The organism is Candidatus Lokiarchaeum ossiferum, from assembly GCA_025839675.1.
Classification (GTDB): Archaea; Asgardarchaeota; Lokiarchaeia; order Sigyniarchaeales; family Promethearchaeaceae; genus Lokiarchaeum; species Lokiarchaeum ossiferum.
This window is the reverse complement of record CP104013.1, coordinates 2,092,622-2,114,970: the sequence shown is the minus strand read 5'-3', so window position 1 is coordinate 2,114,970 and position 22,349 is coordinate 2,092,622. Positions and strand designations below refer to the sequence as shown.

Below are 22,349 nucleotides of genomic sequence, written 5' to 3'. Positions count from 1 at the left end.
ACTGAGACTTCTGTCAAGGTTGGAGTGTCTCTTCGGAGACATTTCTTTTTTTTCTTTCTTTACTTAAAAAAATTTCTTCAAAAAGGCAAAAAATTACCGCTTTCTGAAAGAATCCTGTGTTTAATACGCTTTCTTTATTATCTCCAAAAATAAATAAATGCATCTTGCTTCAATTGTATCATAATGATTTTTTCAAAATCAAAAAGAAAAGAGAAAATTCTCCTATTTTTGATCTTTGGAATAAGCTATTTAAACAATATCTCCCTTTTTCCAACAAATAATGATGCTTCGTATCCAACATCGGTCTTTAATCCACCTCAATCTGCAGATAACAACACGATCCTATATTGTAACATGGAAAATGATAATTTTGACTCTATGGATAAAAATGGCGTTATAAGAGGGACTTGGTCCTATATGACACCACTTGCACTAAGTGGGACTACTTCTCTTAGTCTAAATTGGGATGCTACTCTATATTGGGATCTTGAAAAATCAATTCCGGAAGGAACAATAGAATGTTTATTTCGACCAACAGGGCTTTCACCTTATTCTAATACTTACATTTTCCAAATTTTGACTGAATCCGAAATAGCCCTTTCTCTATTTTATCGACCAGAAGGTGCTTTAGTTGTGGGATATTATAGTGGAAATGTTTATAAAAAGGTCATTGCGCCAATTATTTTGGAAGATGATAAAATTTATCATATTGCATGTTCGTGGGGATCAAACGGTATTGGAATTTGGGTAAATGGAAATCAATTAATATTAGATGAAAAAATTACATCAATTTTGCTTACTACTGCTCGGTATTACGGGCTTGGTGTTATAAAAAAGGATTTTGATCCACCAACAGCATTCGGTGACTATGATGAATTTAGACTCAGTAATATTCAAAAAACTTTCTTCTCCAGTGAATTTACAGAATTATCTGATATTGTTATACCTTCAAATTCTTCAGAAATAGTTGAATCGTTACCTTTTTTTAATGAAAGCAGTGTACCGATCATTGTTGGAATTATTGTTGCCTTGCTTGTTATTTCTGTTAAAGGAAAAAGGTTTTTTAAGAAATCTCAAGTAAGAACGAATGGAAAAAAACGTGATAAGGAGAATCAAAATCAAAAAAAGAAGATAGATCCTCACGATCCTGTTGTATTTCAAAAATTTTGTTCCATTTTGGTGTTATCTCATAATATTGACGTTGAATTGGTCGCAGAAAGCCTTGGAATAACCGAAAAACAACTACAAAATAATCTCGAAATTTGGAAAGAAAAAGTATCATTTGAGATGAGAGGTGAAACCATCTCGTTAAATCGCATGAATGATTATTTATCCGATCTTGATGCTCATTTTCTAGATTGGGAATTAGGTTCGCATCAAAGTAAAAAAAAAATAAGTTTTTATGAGATCATGATTCTTCAGCAATTATTTTTTGAGTGGGGAAGGACAAATCTTCTGGAAAAAGGCGACTAATGGCAAGTAAAAATACATTAAGGGAGAGCATAATTAACCATTGCCACGTAGGGCCTCCAAAAGCGCTGAATAAAAGATAAACGCCAACAAGTTCCACAATTACGAGTGCAAATTTCAATGGGTGATGCATATGTCGGGATTCACTTGGAGTTTTCCAATAAATAATGGAGATTGCGATAAACACGAGAACTGCTGAAATAGTATGTCCCATAAACGAAAATGTTGCTCCAATAAAATGCATGAATCCTGATATATTGGGATTCGGCCATACACCATCAAAAATACCTACGAAAGCAACACAAATCATGCTCAATTCAAAAGTAACCCAGAGAATTGCCGCATAAATTTTCGAAACTTTCGAAAATTGTCGATAAAGATACGAGTTCCAGCCTGTTCCTATTATGGGAAAGGCACAAAATCCAAATAAAAAGACCCATGCTCCAATATTCCCTTCCATGCGTCCCCCTCCCAATCCACTAATATAATTTTGAAATGGAATGTAACGCCAGCTATCATCAACCCATATTGGTCGGAGTGCCCACGCTATTAAAAGTGTCCCTAAAAATTGACCAATCAAAACAGGGCATAAGCGGTTTTTCCAAAAAGCATGATCGAAATTTCCCCCTAAGAAATCCTTCAGTTTCATTGTAATCCTTCCCTGTGTTTACTATCGCTCTTAAAGATTATAAAAAATATGAATTTGAAGAATTTAGAAAAGTCATGGCGGGATGATTTTTAATCGCTAGGATACATATGGAAGATGTGGAAATAATTAATTTGGAATGCCATCTTTATATTATGTGTAAGAAATAAAAAAAATGAGGGATTTTAGATCACAACTTTACAAGAAATGTATACGCCCAATCCTGTGAAATTCCAAAAAATTGCATCTATCCTGCAAGATTTCTTTAAAAAATACGTTTTTTCAATAAAAAATTGCTTCCTTTTGCAGATTCGAGAAAATTATGAAATCTATCGAATTCTGGGTGATTTAGAAGGGATGGATATACAGCTACAACTTTCTTTGCCGTTTAATGAAGCAGAGCAAGATTTATATGATTTAAGTTTTGTAATTTGATAATGAAGCCTTCATTTCCCCTACTTTTCCCTTTTAGCTTATTTCAAATTTTGCCTTAAATAACAAGAATTTGGGCAACTACCAGATTATGATCGCTATAGGGGCGACTGTAGCCATAATAATCTTTTGGAATATCGAAATTTTCAATAATTATAGGGGGATGGATTTTTCAATGCGATGTGTTTTGATATAAATCAATTGAAGGAAATAAATACGTGCTACACCAAAAATAAGTAAAGACTAAGAAAAATTCTTTGAAAACCTGTGGAAATTGAAATAGGGTAGACTATATTGCGGAATCTAAACACATTGTTACTTTTTGGAAGTGTATTTTAAGTCTTTATGCTGGACATATTTTTCTAATAAAACTATAAAAATTTAATTTTTCCAAATGTTTTTATACTATTTTAGCTACTATCAAATTGATAATAGTGGTGATAGTATATTAGGTTAGGAACAAAAGAAGATTATCCGAACTGGATCAAAAAGGAGATAAAACAACTTGAAAATGGTTCCCTTCGATTCATTCTTCTCAATATAATCAAACAATCTCAAAATTCTGGTGGAATTTATGGATATGGGATTGCTAAATCAATCCTTGAACAGACTCAAGGTGAAATTGATGCTTCAAATGCTACCTTCTATGCCATTTTACGAAGGATGGAACAAGATAAACTAATTTTTTCAGAGTTAGGGGAAAGTAAAGAAGGTCCAATAAGGAAACATTACTTCCTAACTGAATTAGGATTTACCGCTTATAATATTTTGAAGCTAAATTGGGATTATTTCTATGAAATAATCCAAAAAGTGAATAAAAATACGGAGGAATTACAATGAGCCATGAAATTACAACTGTAAAAGAATACTTAAAGATAATTGAAGAAGGTCTGCATGAATTTTCAGATAAGAAATTGATAGTCCAAGAATTAAGGGATTATATTTGGGATCTTGCAAATGATATTGGCCTATCTTCAGGAAAAGATCATTCGGAATGTTTTAAATTAGCTCTGAAGGATCTGGAAGATCCTATAAATCTGGTTACCCAATTTAAACAAGAAAATCTCCTTTCCTCACTTGATTATTCTCCCCTTATTGTACAAAAGAAAATTAGCAAGAAAAAATGGGGGATATTTTCTGTCTTCACACTTGCTTTTGTTTATATTTTGATCCGAATTGCAAATTTTGCTGCATTTCAACCTGGATTTATCCTAAGAAACTCTTTTATAGTTTTTCTTATTGCGATTTCTGTTATTGGGTTAATTTATCTTATAGATGATCAGGCAATTAAGCATCAAAAACAAAGAATTCGACGAATATTTAGTAAAAACAAAGAAGATGCTTATATCCATATTGGTAAAAGAATGATCCCAATTGGATATAATCAATTGATGAAGACCATTCGTTTTATCCTTGCAAGTATGTTTTTACTTTTTGTCATTGTAGTAATAATTTTAGATCGCATGACAAATTTTAGCTGTAATTATCAATATTTCATTGCAGAGAATATGATTATTTGCTTTATCGCTCTTCTTATTATGAGTGCTAGCATGGTTCTGTTCAATATCAAATCATTATGGTTTAAGGGGACCATTCCAATTCAATATTTTAGTTTAGCAAATTTAATTATTAAATTGGTGTGTTTGACTGGAGTTCTTTATTATTACCCTCTTAATTTTGAACATCTGAATTCGTTAACTGATCAGAATATCCAATCGGTATTAATTCTGATCCTTGGGTGCTTTTTTTTGAATATAGTTAACTTGCTCTATCAAATTCTAGCTTTATACTTACAAAAAACTCGTAATCTACAAAATCAAGGAGAATTTAAAGATGAATAAAGACACACACACTCAAAACGCCTTATTGAAGTCCTTTCTTTTTTTTAGTATATCTTTTATATTTGGTTACTGTTTAACCATCATTTTTCATGAGTATGGTCATGCATTGCTGAATCAAATGTTTGGGAAGACTGAATTTACTTTATTTTATAGCCCATTTGGAAAATCTGCTGTCGAAACTCGGGATGATTATTCATCCCTCTCCATTACTCAGCAAACATTAATCTATGCAATGGGGCCGTTATTTGACATTATCTGTTCAACCTTAATTGCATTTCCTATGTGGCGGACATATAAACAGAAATACCTTCCCTTTTTAATGTGGAATGGTTTATCCTTTATGGGACAAGGTATCGGAATCTTGATGGATGTGATTGATCGTGATAGTCCTTGGGGGGCACAAACAGATGGTGGGATGATTTTAAGTTTAACTGGTATATCACCGGTATTCTTATTTTCCATTAGTTTGCTTAGCGTAATCATTGGATGTGTTTTGCTTTCTTTGATCTTACCGCTAGTTGGAGTTTCGAAAACTGATTCCATTTTAAAAATTTCATTAATTTTTCTGCCAGGGATGGTATTCTATTTTTCCTTGACAACGATCTATGCATCAATATTTGATGAAAATCGATTAGGGGAAAGAAAAGGACAATTAATCTCAGCTACATTGCTAACCATTTTTTTAACCGTAATATATAAGCCATTGTATCGAATTTACTACAAATTATATCCTGTTGAAACCCAAATTGTCAAAAAACAAAATTTCATAGCGGCCTTTAGCTTGATGTCAGGAATCATGTTGTTTATGTGGTTAATTAGTGAATCCTCATTTGCACTTATATCTGCTTCGATTTTTTGCATAACACTCTTAGCGATTATTGTAGTTTGGAAATTAGGTGCTGAATAGTAAATATAGAAAAAATTGGTAGAGTTTTTTTACATCTTTATTTATTTTTATTTTATTATCGGGCTATTTATTAATAGAACCAACTACTTCTAGCAAGATCCTAGGATGATCGGTAAAAATGCCATCCACTCCCCACTCAAGCAAGCGTTTCATAGCTTTTGCTTCATTAATTGTCCAAATGTGGACTGCGATACCCATATGATGGGCAAAGATAACAAATTCGGGCTTCACGATTTGTAGAAAAAGGTATCCTTCTGGAATTTGAAGAGCATAATAGGGAAGCAGTTTCCCAAATACCTCCTTTTGATTACGATCAATATCATCTGGGTTTACGGGATTATTATTTTGAATTATCTCGGGGTGTTTACGAATCCAAGATTTTGATTTTCGCCAAAAAGATAGAACTTCCCGAGATCCTGCCCCAGTAGGGATTTTTGAATTTTTCCGGAAGAGACGGATCTGTCCTTGATGAAATGAACCAACCATCACTCGCTCTTCTACCTCTAAATCAGCTAGTTTTTTTGCGAGTAACTCTGGAGCTTTTGGATTTTTGCTCTTTATATCTAAATTGAATCGAACATCTGGAAATGTCGGGAGAATTTCATCGATTGTATGGATGTGATAACCTTTTCCTCGAAATGGATGCGGATTGTCGGGAGTGCCCGAGAAATGAAATCCTGTATCGAGTTTTTTTAATTCTTCAACCGTATAATCTGCAATCAACCCTGTTCCATCGGTAGTGCGATCCAATTTATCATCATGGAATAAAACAAATTGCCCATCTTTAGTTAAATGGGTGTCGGATTCAATACAATCGACATTCAATTTATAGGCATCTTCAAAAGACGCTAAGGTATTTTCAGGGACATTGGCACTATCTCCCCGGTGGGCCATAACCAAGGGACGATAATTTTTTACAAAGGGAATCCGTGATATTTGCCACATGATATTTTCTCTCTGAATGTATTTTGCCCTAATAAAAAATAAAACTTTCTAGTAATATCTAATGTCGCAAGCATTTCATCAATTCTTATAAGGGTTCAAAAATGGTGTTAATTATGAATTTAAGATCTGAACTGTCTTTACCCGATGTGGTATCCCTAACACAGCAATTCGTTCGACTTGAAACTGAAAACAACCATGAAGATCGAATGGGACATGTGATTGAAGATTTACTTAAACCTTTTGGGTTTCAATTTTTAAAGCATGAACTCTCCCCGGGAAGAACAAATTTATTTGCATTGTGGGAACCTACTTCATTGGCGAAATTAATTTTGTTTTCTGGACATATGGATACTGTTCCTGGATACAATGAAAATATTTCAGATCTGGCGGAATTGAAAGACGATCGTGTCTATGGGCGTGGTACGTGTGATATGAAAGGGGGTATTGCGGCATATGTTGTTGCTTCTTTACAATTTCTTCAACAAAATCAAGAAATTCTTCAAGAAAACCAGAAAGGAATTCTTCTTGGATTCACAGTTGATGAAGAGGATGGATGTCAAGGAGTAGATCACCTTGAAGAATTACCGGAGATTTTGCAACTCTTCAAAAGGGTTTCTTATTGTATTTTAGCAGAACCTTCCATGATGCAATTACATATTGGCCATAAAGGAATAAATCGCTATGAAGTTACCTTCAATGGAAAAGCTGCACATTCCAGCGTTCCCGAGCAAGGAATTAATGCGATATATATGGCGACCGAATATATCCACAATTTACGGGATTATTTCCAAGAACTTCAAGAAATTTCTTCACCTATTGGAAATCCAAAACTTTCTGTTGGGACTATCAAAGGGGGGTCTGCTACCAACGTAGTACCCGCTCAGTGTGTTTTATCGATTGATCGTCGTTATGTTCCTGGTGAAAATCCTGTGGAAGATGAGATGAGATTCAAATCGATGGCTAAATTGATTGATCCACATGTGATATTTGAGTCGTCGGTGGTTGGATGGCCTTATTATTTACCGGATGGGGAGAAAAATCCGTTAGTCTTGAAGTTATCATTATTATTGGATAATGCTCCTTGGGGCCATCTACCGGCGTATACCGAAGCAGATCTGTACTTTCGGAAATATCATATTCCCACCATAATTTTGGGGCCGGGTGACATTAACCAAGCTCATAAAACACCCGAATACATTTCTATTGCACAATTGCATTTAGCTGTTACTTACTACACGCGCATTATTGAAGATTTTGTTAACAAATAAGGAAGAAAACTCATGGGGCTTAAAGGATTAATGTTAGATATGGATGGTACTCTTATCCATTTTCAGATTGATTATAGCCTGGCTCGAGCACGGGCACGCGAAATCTTAGAACGTTATGGCTATCCTCCCAAATTTACAGAAAAAAATTTTGTATTAGAAATGGTTGAAATAGCAGGAAAATTTTTTCAGTCTTCTTTGAACTACTCTGCGGAAAAAATTCAGATGATCAAGAAGAAAGTTGATGATTCAGTTGCTGAAATTGAGCGCGAAGCATCTTTTTTAGCCAGACCACTTAATGGGATTGAAAAGATGTTAGAATTTGCAAAAAAAAGTGAATTAAAACTTGGCATTATTACCTTGAATACCACTTCTAATGCTCTTTTATCTTTAAAAAATGCGGGATTAGCTCCCTATTTTCAAAGTTCGGACTTAATTATTGGACGGGATCGAACTTCCAGACCTAAACCCCATGTTGCACATGCTCATACTTTATTAGATCGGATGAAATTGGCACCCTCAGATGTATGTTTGATTGGTGATCATCCAAGTGACATAGAGACTGCAAACAAAGTCAACTCTCGTTCAATAGCAATAATCTCAGAAAAGCATCCTCTAAAAGAATTTAAAACTCTTCATTCAGCTCCCCAAGAAAATCCCTCACCTTCTATAATATCAATTTTACAATCTTTTATTGAAGAATAAGTCAAATTTGATTGTCTATTTAATTTTTATTGAAAGATCGCATTTTTTTTAGGGCCTGCTTAGTCAATTCATTAGAAAGACTTCTTAATGATTTTCTATCCTGATTTTGAATTGCTTCATCTATTTCGGTATTAATTTGATCTTGATCCTTATCAGATTGATGACTGGATTCAATTCTAATCTCATTATTTTTGAATAAAGACGTAGATTTTAGTGAAAATCGTGTTTGGTTTTTCCGAATTTCATCTTGATTTTTCATGTAAAAACACCCCTTTTATATAAAATCGAGCCTACATATTTATAGATTCACATTTCAACGTAGCAAATTACGAAGATTTTCATCAATAGTTGAAAAAATTTGAACAAATTTCATCAGAAAAATTACAAAAACGTCAAATTTGAAGTAAAAGTAAATTGAAAAAAGTTCGTTTAGTTTCGATTTGATTGTCGAATCCAGATGTTGGTTATTTCCTTTGCAATCGTTCGGATTTTCATGGAATCTTTTCCTAGAAGTGCGGATGCAATTTCTTCATTAAGTCTTTTATTTTGTTTTTGAAACAAGTCTTCAACGTTTGAATTATTCATTATTGTCTGGTTTTTATCTTTCCTTAAAATATGCGAGATTTTAAAATTCATCTATATCAAAGATCTTATTTTAAAATCCCCATCTAAAAGGATTTAATATTCTAATATTATCGTCGTACTATAAAGAAGGGAAAAAGAAATGTTGCTAAAAAAAAATGTATGTTCAAAAATGTTCCGAACTAATCTTGTGGGGTGTCTATTTCTTCAACAAGGCGTTCACCAGCAACACATTGATCTAAACTGTGAACCACGCAATTCATTGAAACGAGCACATCATTAATTTCATCGTAATCTAAACTGCTACCTTCAATGACAATTTTCACGCCTTGAGTGAGACGATCCATCGCTGTAACGGTGATGTTCACTCCGCTGATATGACTTTCAACACACTTCTCAATTAGCTCTTCGCAAACCAAATTTATTTCAGGATCATATGCTTTTAATATGTCTAAAACAAGTCTGAGTATAGTCTTCTTACCCATAAGAATATCTATGAAGGATTGAATTTAAATTTTGAAATAGCTTCCAAAAAATGCCGACACTTTATTTTCCTTAAATTAATCGAATTAAGGGGTCGAGTTTCAGAGAACTTGTTTTTGATTCAAGAATTTTTACTACAATAGCATCTATAAATAGAAAGCTTTTGATCGAAAAGTATTGAAAAAGAGTTTAAGATTTGTGAAAAAAAAATGAATGAGAAATCGCGTAGATTTAGTAAGTTTTTGATCAGCAGCAGTCTGGGGGTTTTAGTGGTTTTGACTCTTCTTAATTTGGCCATGTTTGGGCAATCGCAAGTGAATATGGTTTCACGGGCTGATGATATCCAAGTATTTACCAAAGAATTCGATTATGGAGAAGCTAATCTTGTTCTTGAAAATTACTTAGAAAATTCCGAAGAAGATTATCGGTATGCCCGAATTGGGATTGAAATGCGTTCAACTGAGGATGTTTATGTTATAGGTTTAATCGATTATGATTTGACCTTTTCGATAGATGGGTTACAAGTTTTTTCTCAAAAAAAACCCATTTATGGATATTTCTACCAAGATTTGATTGAAGATGTTAAAATTGAACCGGGTGAACATCTTTCTGTGAAAGGTACTGTGAATGCATATTTTGTGATAGATGGAGATATTGAAACGGTACAATTTTCCATTGAAATGAATTATAGCATGGAATTTAGTCCTTTATACGAAGAATTACCCTTAGCGTTAATTGTCACTCTGGCTGAAGTGTTATTATTTTTAACCAGTGCATCTTTATTGTTTTTAGGGCAGCAATGGAATGAAAATAGGAAGGTTAATGGCCAAAAATGGGGAAAAATCCTAATTTTACCCCAATTAGTTCATAATTATCAGTAATCTCCATTTTTCTGAATTTTTTTTATTTTCGCTTAATGTTTTGATCGATTGCTTAGATATTCTATGATCAAATCCAAGGGGGGGCGGGAATATTCTGGTTTTGTTAAGTGGTGATCGAAGCATATTTTAAAAAACTCTGCAGTAATATGTGCAGTAGCACCCCAAATATGGTAGGTTTTTTTGTTTTTTGGATTTATATAATCAACAAAAATGGACATTGCTTTAAATCCTTGATACGTAAATTCAAAATCTATTTTATCTTGAAACAATGGTTGTTGAAGGAAAAAATCAATTGGTATTTCAACTAAATCTGCTACTTCTACTGGATTCAGAGAATAGGTGACTGGAATTTCTCCTTGATATAGCCCCACAAAGGGAGAAATAATATACCCTGAGGTGATAGGAAGATCATTTAACTGCCCAATAATTTCGATATGATTAGAATTTACCCCAATTTCTTCCCCAGTTTCCCGTAAAGCCGTCTCTTGCAGATCATCATCATAGCTAGAATCAAATCTTCCTCCTGGAAAGCTCATCTGCCCTTGATGAGAATGAATATGTCTTGAGCGAGTTGTGAAAACGAGATGAAAACTATTTTTTACAGGTATTAATAACATTAAAACTGCAGATTGTTTAAACTCTGGAAGTGATATGATTTTAGGTTTAAATTTGGTTAGTTTTTTCTTAATTTGACTATATAATTCGGTATTTGGAATACTCATTAGTGTTCTTTATAACGACACATTTCACTTATTTTTTGTTAAAACTTTATTTATAACTTCAAAAGATATTGATTTGACTAAAAAAATGAGCCACTCAACAAACAATGATTTAGAGACTGATTCATCTCGTCAAATTTTTACTCCAATGAAAAAAATTGGATGGGGAATCGCTTCTTTGGGGACTGCCATTATTTCTAATACCTATGCGGGATTATATCTGTTTTTTTATCAGGATTATATGGGTTTAGGTGAAAATTTCATGTACTGGGGGCAATTAATTTATGCAATTTGGAATGCATTTAATGATCCCCTTTTTGGTTTCTTATCCGATAATTCCCGTTCCAAAAAAGGACGGCGCATTCCTTTTATGCGCTATACTGCTCCATTTCTTGCTTTGACATTTATTGCGTTGTGGCTAGTTCCAAGTAGTTTGAGTGAAGTGGGTGTTTTTATTTGGATGTTAATTGGAATCCTATTGTATGATTCGGCGTATACTATTATTGGGTTAGTTTATTCTGCATTATTACCTGAAATAACTGAAGATAATAATATACGAGGACAACTTTCAACTATTTCCTCACTGTTCGGGCTTTTAGGAACGATTATTGGATCTCTAATTCCGGGAATTTTTGCAACGAAAATGGAACAAGGAGATCCTCAATCCTTCTATTTATTTGTAATTGTCATCGCTGTGTTTGGTGCTTTTTTCACGATGATCACAACGTATGCGATTAAGGAAAGGCCTGAATTTACAAAAATAGATGCACCTGTTCCTCTTTTGGAATCTATTAAACTGACATTTAAGAGTAAATCCTTCTTAATCTTAGTTGCGGGTAATTTCATGTCGATACTAATGTCATCCTTATTACTGGGTTCGTTAATTTATTTATCAGTCTATGTTTTGGGTGCAGATCATACTTTAACTTTAGTTCCTCTCTTTGTAGGAATTATAATTGGGGTGATTGTGATCAATCCAATTGCTAAAAAATTAGGATATGTTCAGACTCAGCAAGTTTTCGCCCTTATTGCGGGAATTCCCTTAATTTTACTCACCTTTGTACCAAATATAATTATGTATCCGTGTTTGTTTATTGCCGGGTTTGGATTAGCTGGTCCACAAGTTTTAACCAATATCCTTTTTGCTCAAGTGTCGGATGAAGATGAGATGAAATGTGGGGTAAGACGTGAGGCTATGTTCTTTGGTGTAAATGCCTTGTTGACCAAACCGGCTCAATCCATTGCAGTAGTTATTGTTACGGGTCTATTAAGTATGGCTAACTTTGTGAAACAAGTGGATGGTGTTTCTCAATTTCAACCTTTCCAAGCGATTACAAACATTCGAATTTTCATAGGGTTGATACCGGGGATTTGTATGCTTTTAGAAGCCATAATTTTACAATTTTATCCCCTTAGAGGAAAATACTTGGAAGATGTAAATGATAAAGTATTGCAGATGCATGAAAAGAAATATGTTCAATTGAAACAAATGTCTTGATGTTGAAACGAAAATTTACATAGAACGTTTTTTTCTTTTACTTAATTAATGAACCATGAAGATTTTGATGATCTTGTTGCGGATCTACAACAGTATGTTGATGCTAAAGATTTGGAGGATTTTTCCGAATATTCTCTCTCGTTATCGAAAAATCCCTTTCATCTTGGAGTTTTGCCCGAGAGCAAGACCGTTTTTACAAGTTCCATGAAGAGTTCATGTGATGATGATATTACATGGTATTTGGATATTTCTGAAGGGAGAATTACACAAGCTTTTTATGATCTTCAAGGTTGTGCTACTTCGGGGATTGCTGCGTCCCAGACGGCGAAGATGATCGATGGGATTTCAGTTCAAGATGCCCGACAAATTAATGCTCAAGATGTATTACTCGCATTGGGAAAATTTCCTAAAGCAAATCATCATTGTGCAGTGTGGGCCGTCAAATCAATGAACTTAGCTTTGGATCTCTATGAGAAGGCTCAACGACAAAAAACTACCCTAAATCTTGAGGGGCCGCGTATCTATAATTTATTTCCTCGCCTTTTTGGTCAAATTTCTAAATGGAAGGATCACTTAACTCACATTAAAGAAATGGGATTTAACTGGATTTATGTTAATCCTTTAAATAACGTTGGATTTTCTGGATCCCTTTATTCCATTAAAGATTATTTTACTATGAATCCCATTTTTGCTCAATCAGTTGAAGATCAAAAAACTTGGACATCTTTTCAGACTTTTATTGAACAATGTCACGAGAATGGTATTAAAGTCATGGTAGATTTGGTAATAAACCATACTGCTGTTGATATGGTCCAAGAGCATCCAACATGGTACAAGATGAAGTGGATTGTGAAAAAAAAGCAATCCGATGCAATTGTTATGTTTTATGATAAAGATGAAAAACCTAGTTCTAAGAAATATCCAGAAGACGAATTCAGAATTGTTTGGGATGTTGCTAACGCTTATGCTGTGAATCCAGATAACACGAAGGAGCTCCAAATTTGGGGTGATTTAGCTGAAATTGATTTTAATTCTCCGGATTATTCTGAAATTGAGTCCTATTTCTGTCGTTTTCTTGATTTCAATTTAAAAATGGGTGTTGATGGGTTTCGTTGTGATGCTGCCTACCAAGTTCCCACTCCAATCTGGCGAAAGTTCATTTCTTATGTGAAAAATAATTATCCTAATGCTGTATTTTGGGCTGAGACTTTAGGTGCAACCATGGATCAATACTTGGAGGTTGAAAAAGCAGGCATGGATTTTATTACGACCAGTGTGAAATGGTGGGATTTTACCGCTCCATGGTGTTTAGAGCAGTATAATGCTTTCCGAAAATTTGCTCCTTCAGTAAGTTTTCCCGAAAATCATGATACTCCTCGATTTGCATGGGAAACTGGTGGAAGAAAGGATACTCAGATTTTTTGTTATTTATTCTCCGCATTTTTTTCCGCAGGTGTGATGATAACTAGCGGATATGAATTTGGATTTCAAAAGAAAACTGATGTTGTTAATACCACTCCCGAAGATTGGGGTCCCAAGAAATTTGATATTTCACAAGATATTGCTTTAATAAATGAGTTCAAAAAGCAATGGGGATGTTTAAATGAAGATGGACCAATAAAACAATTTGAATATAACAATCAAGGAATCTTACTTCTCCAGAAATCTTCGATGATGGAAGATCAAAAAATGTTCTTGATTTATAACAAGGATTGGGAAATCTCAAATCCAATTTATATTCCCGATTTGAAATATTACCTCGATTTTAATACTCCTATTTATCAACTTACTCTCCTTGGGGCAAAAATGCTGGTTACAGAACCCTGTTTAAACCGGTCACTGAAACCAAATGAATATCTTCTCTATGTTCAAAATAAATATTAAAAAAAATACTAAAATTCGGGTATTTGAGTCTTTTTGTTTCAAATTTTTGCCTTCCGTCTCAAGTCTTGTAGTTTATAACGTCTCAAGACCGATTTTGGTTTGCGTGTGAAATAAATAATCGCACTGATAACAAGGGCCAAACCAATTCCAAAATATCCAATAAGATTCGTAAAAGACATGGCACCTACCAAACTTTCTAATAAAGGTTTGATAGTGGAGGCATTAATAAGGTTATCAACTTCTATTCCGAAGATAATAAGTATTTTGGGGATAACACTCGCCAATGTTCCGTAGAGGGCTACCGTCCGTGCATATCTCGGGTCTTGAACCTTAGATGGAGTTGGAACAGAATGAACAATTTGATTCTCACTATTCACAAAGTTGATCTTGCATTCATCCAAATCGTCGTTAACTAAAGGAGTAATATAGAATGTAATTTCATCTTCAGGGTTTTCAAAGTTTGTTTGAATTGAGGGAGGTGTCACATTGCAGCCAGGAAATATAGGAACAACCGTAACAATCGGACTCAATAGTGCCACTTCCATTGCATCTTTCTTTTGAGTTTTTCGTTCTCCTGTTAATATATTTTCTTGATCTTGTTTGACCATCTGTTCAAGATCAGCAATATTAATAACCATGGGATAATATTTTTCCGGATTCATGACACTGAAATAGTCTATTGCGATATTTTTATGAAAAACTGTTGGATCTTTTTTCTTCTCCATTGGTTGTTCTAAAAGTTCATCATATTTTGCAAATTCTTCGTTCAATTCTTCTTCGCTTTCTACTTTCTCGGGAAATTCAGAATCATCGAGGAAATCTATTGATTCCCTTTTAGATTCTTCACGATTTGTTAACGATTTACTTGAAGATTTTGCTCTCTTTGCTTGCTTCTTCTTAGATCGAAATTTTGGAGTCGAATCTCTATCTAAGTCTAAGGATGATTCATATTCTTGAATTGGTGCAGCAATTGTTGGAGGTGGTGGGGGTAAAGGAGCTTCCGATTTTGGGGCTGGTTTAGGTGCAGATGGAGGTGTAGGTACGGCTCCTGCTGATCCAAATTCTGAGAGTATTTCAGAAGGTGCACCAGGTGGACTTGGAGGCATAAGTTTATCGCTCTCCTTTTCAATCGGTTCTAAAGAGGGGGATGTTGAAGGTTTTGAGCTAATTTTTTCTTTTTGGATAGAATCCTTTCGATCCTCCATAGAAAGTATATTATCCGCCTCGAGCTCTTCAGCAATTGATAATGTTTCATTCTGATCTAATGAAATTTCATCTGAAATCGCATTTTTAAGTCGAATATCCGATAATCCCATTAAATTTGGACCATTTACTTCTTGCCGAGGTTTCAGAATGTAATCAGTCAGATGTGTTCCCATAATCTCCCCTAAAGTTTTTGAAAGATCTCCGAAAGTAAAAATGTAATTTTTATCAGAAAGAACGGCAATCTGATCAAGAGTTAATTTAGGGCAGTATTTATTCAAAATGATCTCTAATATTTCACCAAATGTTTGATTAAAGGCAAATTCTTCTCGAATGGATTGATTTTCGTAGGGATATAAATTTTGCAGATGAAAATTCAACAAAATGTTCATAGAAAGAACTTTCGCCGTTAATAATAAAAATATTATCCTAAAAAAACATCAAAAGAGTCGTAAAAAAAGATTAGAAGAGAAGTAAAAATAATTTTGAAATAAAGAACATCGCTATTCCAAAGAACATGCTAAAAGGTAGAGCCGGTAACATTCTCCGTTTTGTTATTAAGAGATAAATGGTTAATGCTGCCCCACTTAATACTCCCACAATAACAAAAATGGTGGATATCCATGTATGGAAGAGTGATTCTGTTGCTTTGAGGGTGTTTACAAAAACATTTGCCACAAGTGCTGAATATAATATCAAGTCACCTGATCCCAATTCGATTTCCATTTCTTTATAATGATCTTTGAGTTCTTCATCGGGGATATCTTGATTTTGTAAAGAAGAAAATTGACTAATTTCTTGAGCTTCCTCTTTGGTATATTCACCTCTGGCGACTTGATTATCGAGGTTTTCTTTGGCTTGGGCTTGTCCTTCTTGTAACATTCCTGCAATTTTTCCTAAGGGTCCTTTAAACACGGTGATTAAATCCCAAATTGATAGAAAAATAGCAAAGGAAAATGTAGTCCACATTGGAAAATAAAGACCAATTAATCCTCCCATAAAAATACCATAAAGTAAGACAAGAATGTTCTTTTGCTTTACTCCTAAGCGATTCTTGAAAAATAGATATCCCATAATAAGTAATACTATGGCTGAACCAATAATTATTACGAGATAGGCAATATATATGACCAATCCGAGGTTTACGGGAAGGCTCTTTTGCAAAACTCCTCCAAGAATAGTTGCGAAAAACAAAATTCCATACCATGTATAGAAGACTACTAATATGCCCATTATTACTTTAAACACGATTATTCCAAATTTTTTGATTAGTAACCACAACACTGTTATGAAAACTGCACTTAATATGACGGGAATAAGCCCATTGAGAAGTATTTCTGCTGCATTATTTTCATCTGGAAAAGTAGCTCCATTTATTTCTACATCAGCGGGAAATGATGTTAACCACGCTAAAAATGTGGATATTCCAATGCAAATTAATATTGGAATGTATATTCGGGTCAATTTTATCCGATATGTACCTAAGAGATCTGTGAAGGTCATTGGTCTCTCTTTTTCTGTAGATGGATCAATTCCTGTGATTTTGTAGTATTTTAACTTGATAACTTCTCCAATTTGTCTTTTCAGTGCTTTCGTTAAAGGAATACCAAAATCAATAGCCAATAAATCTCCATTAGCATGATAAATTGGGTTTATTGTCATGGTTGGATGTTTTATCTGGTATCTTGGTAGATCTTCAATTAGAAGGTCTGAAATTAGCTGCTCTGCTATTTTTGAATCAATAGGTTTACGAAACACTAAGGAAAAGGCATCATTTGTTTGTTGTTCTGGGGAATTATTCGTATCATCTGTAGGTATTTCAGCCATTATTACACTAAATTAAGGGTTGGAAATTAATTAATTCAGCTATTGCAAAAAAAAGACAAGTTCAGATCTTTTGGGCCAAGAGTCTTCCTTTTTATAGCGTGTATTAATGGATTTCTTTCAGTGTATCAAGGAATTTAAAAAGCCTCATTTCGCTTCTAGCTTATGGTTAAACAACAAAAAAAAATCACATCTAATTTTATTGGAAAACAGATCTCTCGTTTTAAATTAGCCATGTCTTATCTCACACTCGCTATGACGAGCATTACTGCCTTAATGTTAGTCAAGGCTGAATATGAAATCCAAATCGAATATATTATTGCATTTGTTCCGCTACTCGTGTTAATTACAATATTTGCGGGATATTTATTAGATAAATGGAATATATCGACCCAAGATCAGCGGAAAAGTAATGAAATGACTCATCGTTTTTTATTGACTAGCGATATGAAAGGTCAGCAATTTGCTTTAACTCAAACAAAAATGCTTTTGATGGGATTACAAAGTATCAAAGAAGGAAAAGATCTTGATATTGATGGAATTATGGCTACTTATGAAGACTATTTGAAAAAATGGAGTTCTCCAGATTCTAAAAAAGTAGTTCCAAATATCTCGAAAGATAAAAAAATGGTTCCTTAATCTTTTTTCACATAACACGATGTAAATCCACCTGCTACATCGACAAGAAGTGTTTCTTTTTTTTTATTCCATTTCTCTAAAAGGTTTGTTAAATAATCTAAAGAAATTTTTTTCATAAATGCGGTCTGGATTTGTTCATCGGATAAATCCCCCATATAATAAATTTGCGCTCGATCGGCCAACTTTCCCCAATAAAAGGCTTTATGATCCCCGAATTTATACTGTTTAAAGGAAAGTTTCTTAATCAAAGATTGGGGAGAATCATAACTCAAGAACCGTTGGAAGAAATTAGAGTTTCCGATACCGTCATCGCATACTGCAATTAATAGAAAAGTTCCCCCGTCTTTCAAAACCTTCTTTACATTTTCCATAGATTTTTGGGCCTGATATAGGGTTCTATCTAATGGAGGTGCAACAAACGAAATTATATGATCTACTTTTTCCGTCATCGAGAATCCAAAAAATTCTAAAGCTGCCAATTTTGCATAATTGAATGCAGATTTTAAAGAACCGACCGCTAAATACTTGATTTGTTCTCCATGATTTATCATTTGAATTGTTTGAATTTGAGATAGATCTCGACACAAATTCCCTGCTTCCCATAAATCTTCGAATAAAGGATTACCTTCGGTAACTAAAATTTGTGATTCTTGTTTCATTGCCCAACGATGATTTTGTTCTACTGTTTTTCTGGCGGCTAATCCTGGTATTATCGATTTGATGCCCCCCGTAAATCCAGCAAAATAATGGGGTTCAACACTATTAATTGTGAGGATGTTTTTTGCAGTTACAACTAAATTTTCCACCCAAACCTCGGTCTTTCGGGAGGTAATCCCAACGAAAGTATGCTGGTTATAATTATCACAGTTGTGAACAACTAATTTATCTCCTTCTTTCCAATCAGATAATTTTTGGGCAGCTGTTAAAGGCGTTGGGGAATGAGTTCCTGTTGCTACAAAGAAAGTTACGGGGAATGGGATTTTTTGGAGTTCTCTTAAATAATGGATTATTGTTGCTGTGGGTGTGGATCGATCATGATCATTAATTATTATCACTGTATCTTTTTCAAGAGGTGCTATCCTCTGTAAAACATCACAAATCTCACTTCTTGACATATATTTCGGCGAAGAGATTTGCGTTGAAATAACATTGGAAGGGTTATATTCTTCTGAAATTAAGGAAAGTATCGATGATTTGAGTGATTTTTCTTCCACATTCAATAGTAAATCGTGAAGAAATAAAATCTAGCTCACTTTTCCAATTTCATTCATCCGTGGGCCAAAAAAAGACTTTTAAAGGATGACAACACATTTCTGTATTAAGGTAGGACAACACAACAGAATGGAAATTTCGGTGAAACTTTCAGTTTAGCAAGAAAAAATCATGAAAATGTGCGGTCTTCTAAGTTAAACTATAAAAGAGGGGTTTCCGGGACACTTCGGCTTTCTGGCACGTGGGGCGCCTTACCTTACAATTTTTTTTCTTCAATTTTGGATTTGAAAATAATATTGCATTGTCTTATTCTTAAACAATTTTAGAGATGGTCTCCAAAAACGTTATTTTTTGTTTTAAATCAAGTTTGCTTATAAATTATGAAGTGTTTGAATATATTTCAAAATTATTCCAATAAAAAGGTTTTTTAAGGCGAAAAACGTTAATTTAATTGAAGTGTCCCAATAACTCCTTTTTTATTAACTTCTTTCCTTTTTTTTATGAACAATACCTATCGAATTAAATAGATGATCTTTTTAGAGAATCGAGCCTTGTATCTAATATATAGACAACGATCATGATCTACATATTAAATCATACCGACAAAAAAATAAAAAAATCCTTTATTCCAACGATTTAAAACACCATTCGGCGTCATGACAGAAATACATAATCATTTGTCGTAAATCGTGGAAAAATCGGGCTGCTGGTGCACCATCTATGATTGCATGATCCATTGCAATGGTTAACGCAATTAAATCGCGATTAACGATTTCTCCGTTGACATTAAAGGGGAGTACATCCATACCTCCAACCCCCAAACTGATCGTATGAGGTGTTAAGTGAATCATGTGACCTAAACCAGATCCAAACATTCCTACGGCGGTTACACCTACCGTTCCCATGGAATTCTTTTTAAATGTTGGAGATGAAAACAAGAAGTTTAAAATCATTTTACGGATAAATTTTGGGAATTTATGGATGTTCTTTGATATTTTTTTCATTAGTGAAGACTGTTTTCCACTCGTTGCAGAGATTACTTTTGATTTTTGGGCTTCCCGTAATTCTGCACTGATTTCTTTCAATGTTTTGGTTTGCGCTTTCCGAATAGTGTAATTGACTGGTTTTTTTGTACCATCAGGAAGTTTTCGTTCAATATTGGTTAAAACATCGACATCTTCGAAAATATATAATTCTTTCTTCTTTTTTCGAATCGCATTCATTGGATTTTTATGATTAGCTACAACCCGAGCAAATACTGTGATCAAAAATGCAGTAAAACTAATCGATTCCCCGGTACGATCTTTGTAAGCTTTAATTTTTTGACGAGCCTCGGTAATATCACATTCAGTCGTAGACCATATCAAATTCTTTTGTTTGGATAAGGTAGTGTACTCATCTATTAGTCGAGCCATTTTTGAGATCTTTTGAACCTTATATCCTCGTGGATCGGTAAAGTGCATTTCTGTGGTGGAATTTAATTCCTTGTGAGCGCGTTTTTGCGATGTTGCAGAGGTTTTAAGTTGTGTGTCACTGTCAGAGTCCTGAGATGTCATATTTTTCACCTAAAAACTGATCATATTTGCGTGGAAATTAAGATGAAGTACACGTTTTTGATCATATTTCTCAAATATAAGATATGTAGAGTTAGTTCAAAGAAAAACATTACTCAACACATATCAGTAAAGAAATATTGTAAAATGTCTCTACCATTGTTCGGAAAATATATTTCAAAAAGAAAAATAAAGGTAGGAAAGCAAACCTTTCCATGCAGAAAGCGAAGTGTCCCCATTAACCCCTCTTGTTTGAATGTAGCAAGTTCGACCTCAATTAGAAAACCCAAAGTCTCTAATTTGTCGGATGCTATTTTCTTGAATTAAGTTGGATATCTTTCCGATGTTTTTTTTGCTAGCCTATATACATAGATGATGTTTTTCTTATTTTTAAATTTTATTAAGAATTCCATAAATTTTTATTAAATGATTCAAAATTGCGCCAAAAATACCGAAAAATGGAGATTAATGATTACTTTTCGTACTTCCCATAATTAGAAATAGTTATCAATCCAAAAAATGTATCACTTGTAAACTTTCCCAACATAATTTAAAATTATTTGTTGAATGAGCTCTTTATTTTCCACATTTAACTGGCCATTTTCCGTAAAAAACATGGTGTGGTGTTCCATTTTACTTGCAATTAGATCTAATAACTCGAATTCATTTCCTCGAAAAGCTTGTAAACAAGTTTCAGATTGTAAATCGTAGATGGCTGAATTCATAATTAATAAGTATCTGATGTCACGGACGGTGAATTTACAGAAAAATGTGTATGAATATCCCATTTCATTATTGAGACGATTTTTTAGGTATTTTATGTTCCATCCGCCTTGTTGGTCAATCAATATTTTTAAAGCAGATAAAGACATTGATTCCAATGATTGGTTGGTTTGTTCCGCTTCTTCTGCTACAAAAAAGGATGAATCGTCAATGAAAGAGATCATGTCGGTGAGTGGGGCACCATATTCATTTATTAACTGCAAATCCCACCATTGTTCAAACGACTTTGCTTTTTTATGTTTATTTGATTCAAAATATGTTTGCTTCTCAGGATCTGACTGAGCATTTCGAAACTCTTTCTTTGCATCATACCATTCAACAAAAAATTCTTTGATTTCTGTGGAGAGCCATGATTGAAACTCCGAAATGTTAAATGATTCATTTTCAAAGGACTGTTTAAGATCCATATAATAATCGAAAACAAATTCTGCCATCATTTCTTCGATTCCCCAGAAATCATAGGTTAGAGGAGTGTCATATTCGCTAACTGAGATAATTCCTAAAAAACCTTTGTCAATGTATCGTTTGTCCAAAAAATGAACAGCATAATGATTACCTGAAGTATCGAGCTTAATTTTAGTAAAATCTTTATTTGGAAAATAAGCGATGTAAGTGAGAAGAGTGATCACAGATTCCATCTGATGAATAACTTCTGGGAAATTCTTGCGTGTTGCTAACAATTGGGCTTTCCCATTCCGAAATGAACTCACCATTTGCAGTTTTGGACGGTTGTCCACGAGTTCAATAAAAGAAAAAGTCCAATCTAAAGTCATACTATTTTAACTATTTATTTTATCCATTTATTTATTTTATCTATTGACCCTAAAATCTCAAAAATGTCGGAAAAATCTTTAATTGTTTAAGTTTTATTGAAAAC

22 protein-coding genes are annotated in these 22,349 nt (G+C 33.8%); 11 read left to right on the top strand and 11 right to left on the bottom strand.

Features of this window, described 5'->3' with window-relative positions; genetic code table 11:
• Nucleotides 1-228: 228 nt before the first annotated feature.
• Entirely contained in the window at nucleotides 229-1,473 is a 1,245-nt protein-coding gene (locus NEF87_RS08660; RefSeq protein ID WP_457919474.1) for a hypothetical protein, read from the top strand.
• On the opposite strand, the gene NEF87_RS08655 is transcribed toward NEF87_RS08660, so the two are convergent.
• A complete protein-coding gene (locus NEF87_RS08655; protein WP_457919473.1) occupies nucleotides 1,409-2,119 on the bottom strand; it encodes a hypothetical protein in 711 nt (236 codons plus the stop codon). The genes NEF87_RS08660 and NEF87_RS08655 overlap by 65 nt on opposite strands.
• Nucleotides 2,120-2,341: 222 nt before the next feature.
• Here NEF87_RS08655 and NEF87_RS08650 point away from each other — a divergent pair, with 222 nt between their 5' ends.
• The 4 genes from NEF87_RS08650 to NEF87_RS08635 all read left to right on the top strand — a co-directional run bounded on the left by NEF87_RS08650 (nucleotide 2,342) and on the right by NEF87_RS08635 (nucleotide 5,296).
• Nucleotides 2,342-2,551: a hypothetical protein gene (locus NEF87_RS08650; RefSeq protein WP_371806055.1), complete on the top strand. Its 210-nt coding sequence runs from the start codon at nucleotides 2,342-2,344 to the stop codon at nucleotides 2,549-2,551.
• Nucleotides 2,552-2,995: 444 nt separating this feature from the next.
• The gene (locus tag NEF87_RS08645; protein WP_371806844.1) at nucleotides 2,996-3,388 is read left to right on the top strand and encodes a PadR family transcriptional regulator; all 393 of its coding nucleotides are present in this window, start codon (nucleotides 2,996-2,998) and stop codon (nucleotides 3,386-3,388) included.
• Nucleotides 3,385-4,389, top strand: a complete 1,005-nt coding sequence (locus tag NEF87_RS08640; protein WP_457919472.1) for a hypothetical protein — start codon at nucleotides 3,385-3,387, stop codon at nucleotides 4,387-4,389. Before NEF87_RS08645 ends, NEF87_RS08640 begins: the two co-directional genes overlap by 4 nt.
• Entirely contained in the window at nucleotides 4,382-5,296 is a 915-nt protein-coding gene (locus tag NEF87_RS08635; RefSeq protein WP_457919471.1) for a hypothetical protein, read from the top strand. Before NEF87_RS08640 ends, NEF87_RS08635 begins: the two co-directional genes overlap by 8 nt.
• Nucleotides 5,297-5,359: 63 nt before the next feature.
• Here the strand turns inward: NEF87_RS08635 and NEF87_RS08630 are convergent, their stop codons facing one another.
• The gene (locus NEF87_RS08630) at nucleotides 5,360-6,241 is read right to left on the bottom strand and encodes a glycerophosphodiester phosphodiesterase (protein WP_457919470.1); all 882 of its coding nucleotides are present in this window, start codon (nucleotides 6,239-6,241) and stop codon (nucleotides 5,360-5,362) included.
• A gap of 113 nt (nucleotides 6,242-6,354) precedes the next feature.
• On the opposite strand from NEF87_RS08630, the gene NEF87_RS08625 reads away from it, so the two are divergent.
• Both NEF87_RS08625 and NEF87_RS08620 read left to right on the top strand, forming a co-directional pair.
• Nucleotides 6,355-7,509, top strand: a complete 1,155-nt coding sequence (locus NEF87_RS08625) for a M20 family metallopeptidase (RefSeq protein ID WP_457919469.1) — start codon at nucleotides 6,355-6,357, stop codon at nucleotides 7,507-7,509.
• Nucleotides 7,510-7,521: 12 nt separating this feature from the next.
• Nucleotides 7,522-8,211: an HAD family hydrolase gene (locus tag NEF87_RS08620; protein ID WP_457919468.1), complete on the top strand. Its 690-nt coding sequence runs from the start codon at nucleotides 7,522-7,524 to the stop codon at nucleotides 8,209-8,211.
• Nucleotides 8,212-8,230: 19 nt separating this feature from the next.
• Here the strand turns inward: NEF87_RS08620 and NEF87_RS08615 are convergent, their stop codons facing one another.
• The 3 genes from NEF87_RS08615 to NEF87_RS08605 all read right to left on the bottom strand — a co-directional run bounded on the left by NEF87_RS08615 (nucleotide 8,231) and on the right by NEF87_RS08605 (nucleotide 9,278).
• Nucleotides 8,231-8,470: a hypothetical protein gene (locus tag NEF87_RS08615; protein ID WP_371806049.1), complete on the bottom strand. Its 240-nt coding sequence runs from the start codon at nucleotides 8,468-8,470 to the stop codon at nucleotides 8,231-8,233.
• A 170-nt stretch (nucleotides 8,471-8,640) separates the two neighbouring features.
• Complete coding sequence (locus NEF87_RS08610) at nucleotides 8,641-8,796, bottom strand: hypothetical protein (RefSeq protein WP_371806048.1); 156 nt, start codon at nucleotides 8,794-8,796, stop codon at nucleotides 8,641-8,643.
• 179 nt (nucleotides 8,797-8,975) lie between these two features.
• The gene (locus NEF87_RS08605; RefSeq protein WP_371806047.1) at nucleotides 8,976-9,278 is read right to left on the bottom strand and encodes a DUF211 domain-containing protein; all 303 of its coding nucleotides are present in this window, start codon (nucleotides 9,276-9,278) and stop codon (nucleotides 8,976-8,978) included.
• Nucleotides 9,279-9,485: 207 nt separating this feature from the next.
• Between NEF87_RS08605 and NEF87_RS08600 the strand changes: the two genes are divergently transcribed.
• Nucleotides 9,486-10,157 carry a hypothetical protein gene (locus NEF87_RS08600; protein ID WP_457919467.1) on the top strand — a complete coding sequence of 224 codons (672 nt, stop codon included), beginning with the start codon at nucleotides 9,486-9,488 and terminating at the stop codon, nucleotides 10,155-10,157.
• A gap of 32 nt (nucleotides 10,158-10,189) precedes the next feature.
• Here the strand turns inward: NEF87_RS08600 and NEF87_RS08595 are convergent, their stop codons facing one another.
• Complete coding sequence (locus NEF87_RS08595) at nucleotides 10,190-10,879, bottom strand: NUDIX hydrolase (protein WP_457919466.1); 690 nt, start codon at nucleotides 10,877-10,879, stop codon at nucleotides 10,190-10,192.
• Nucleotides 10,880-10,964: 85 nt separating this feature from the next.
• Here NEF87_RS08595 and NEF87_RS08590 point away from each other — a divergent pair, with 85 nt between their 5' ends.
• Entirely contained in the window at nucleotides 10,965-12,374 is a 1,410-nt protein-coding gene (locus tag NEF87_RS08590) for an MFS transporter (RefSeq protein WP_457919465.1), read from the top strand.
• Nucleotides 12,375-12,422: 48 nt separating this feature from the next.
• Complete coding sequence (locus tag NEF87_RS08585; RefSeq protein WP_457919464.1) at nucleotides 12,423-14,258, top strand: alpha-amylase family glycosyl hydrolase; 1,836 nt, start codon at nucleotides 12,423-12,425, stop codon at nucleotides 14,256-14,258.
• 38 nt (nucleotides 14,259-14,296) lie between these two features.
• Here the strand turns inward: NEF87_RS08585 and NEF87_RS08580 are convergent, their stop codons facing one another.
• Nucleotides 14,297-15,853: a hypothetical protein gene (locus NEF87_RS08580; protein WP_457919463.1), complete on the bottom strand. Its 1,557-nt coding sequence runs from the start codon at nucleotides 15,851-15,853 to the stop codon at nucleotides 14,297-14,299.
• Nucleotides 15,854-15,923: 70 nt separating this feature from the next.
• Nucleotides 15,924-17,288, bottom strand: coding sequence for a hypothetical protein (locus NEF87_RS08575; RefSeq protein ID WP_457919462.1), 1,365 nt, complete (start codon nucleotides 17,286-17,288; stop codon nucleotides 15,924-15,926).
• Nucleotides 17,289-17,450: 162 nt separating this feature from the next.
• On the opposite strand from NEF87_RS08575, the gene NEF87_RS08570 reads away from it, so the two are divergent.
• Nucleotides 17,451-17,924 (top strand): hypothetical protein, encoded by a 474-nt coding sequence (locus tag NEF87_RS08570; RefSeq protein ID WP_457919461.1) that lies wholly within the window; start codon nucleotides 17,451-17,453, stop codon nucleotides 17,922-17,924.
• On the opposite strand, the gene NEF87_RS08565 is transcribed toward NEF87_RS08570, so the two are convergent.
• The 3 genes from NEF87_RS08565 to NEF87_RS08555 all read right to left on the bottom strand — a co-directional run bounded on the left by NEF87_RS08565 (nucleotide 17,921) and on the right by NEF87_RS08555 (nucleotide 22,245).
• The gene (locus NEF87_RS08565; protein WP_457919460.1) at nucleotides 17,921-19,138 is read right to left on the bottom strand and encodes a lactate racemase domain-containing protein; all 1,218 of its coding nucleotides are present in this window, start codon (nucleotides 19,136-19,138) and stop codon (nucleotides 17,921-17,923) included. The two genes, NEF87_RS08570 and NEF87_RS08565, sit on opposite strands and share 4 nt — an antisense overlap.
• Before the next feature lie 621 nt (nucleotides 19,139-19,759).
• Nucleotides 19,760-20,692: a 2-oxo acid dehydrogenase subunit E2 gene (locus NEF87_RS08560; RefSeq protein ID WP_457919459.1), complete on the bottom strand. Its 933-nt coding sequence runs from the start codon at nucleotides 20,690-20,692 to the stop codon at nucleotides 19,760-19,762.
• A 521-nt stretch (nucleotides 20,693-21,213) separates the two neighbouring features.
• Nucleotides 21,214-22,245, bottom strand: a complete 1,032-nt coding sequence (locus NEF87_RS08555) for a hypothetical protein (protein WP_457919458.1) — start codon at nucleotides 22,243-22,245, stop codon at nucleotides 21,214-21,216.
• Between the last annotated feature and the right edge of the window lie 104 nt (nucleotides 22,246-22,349).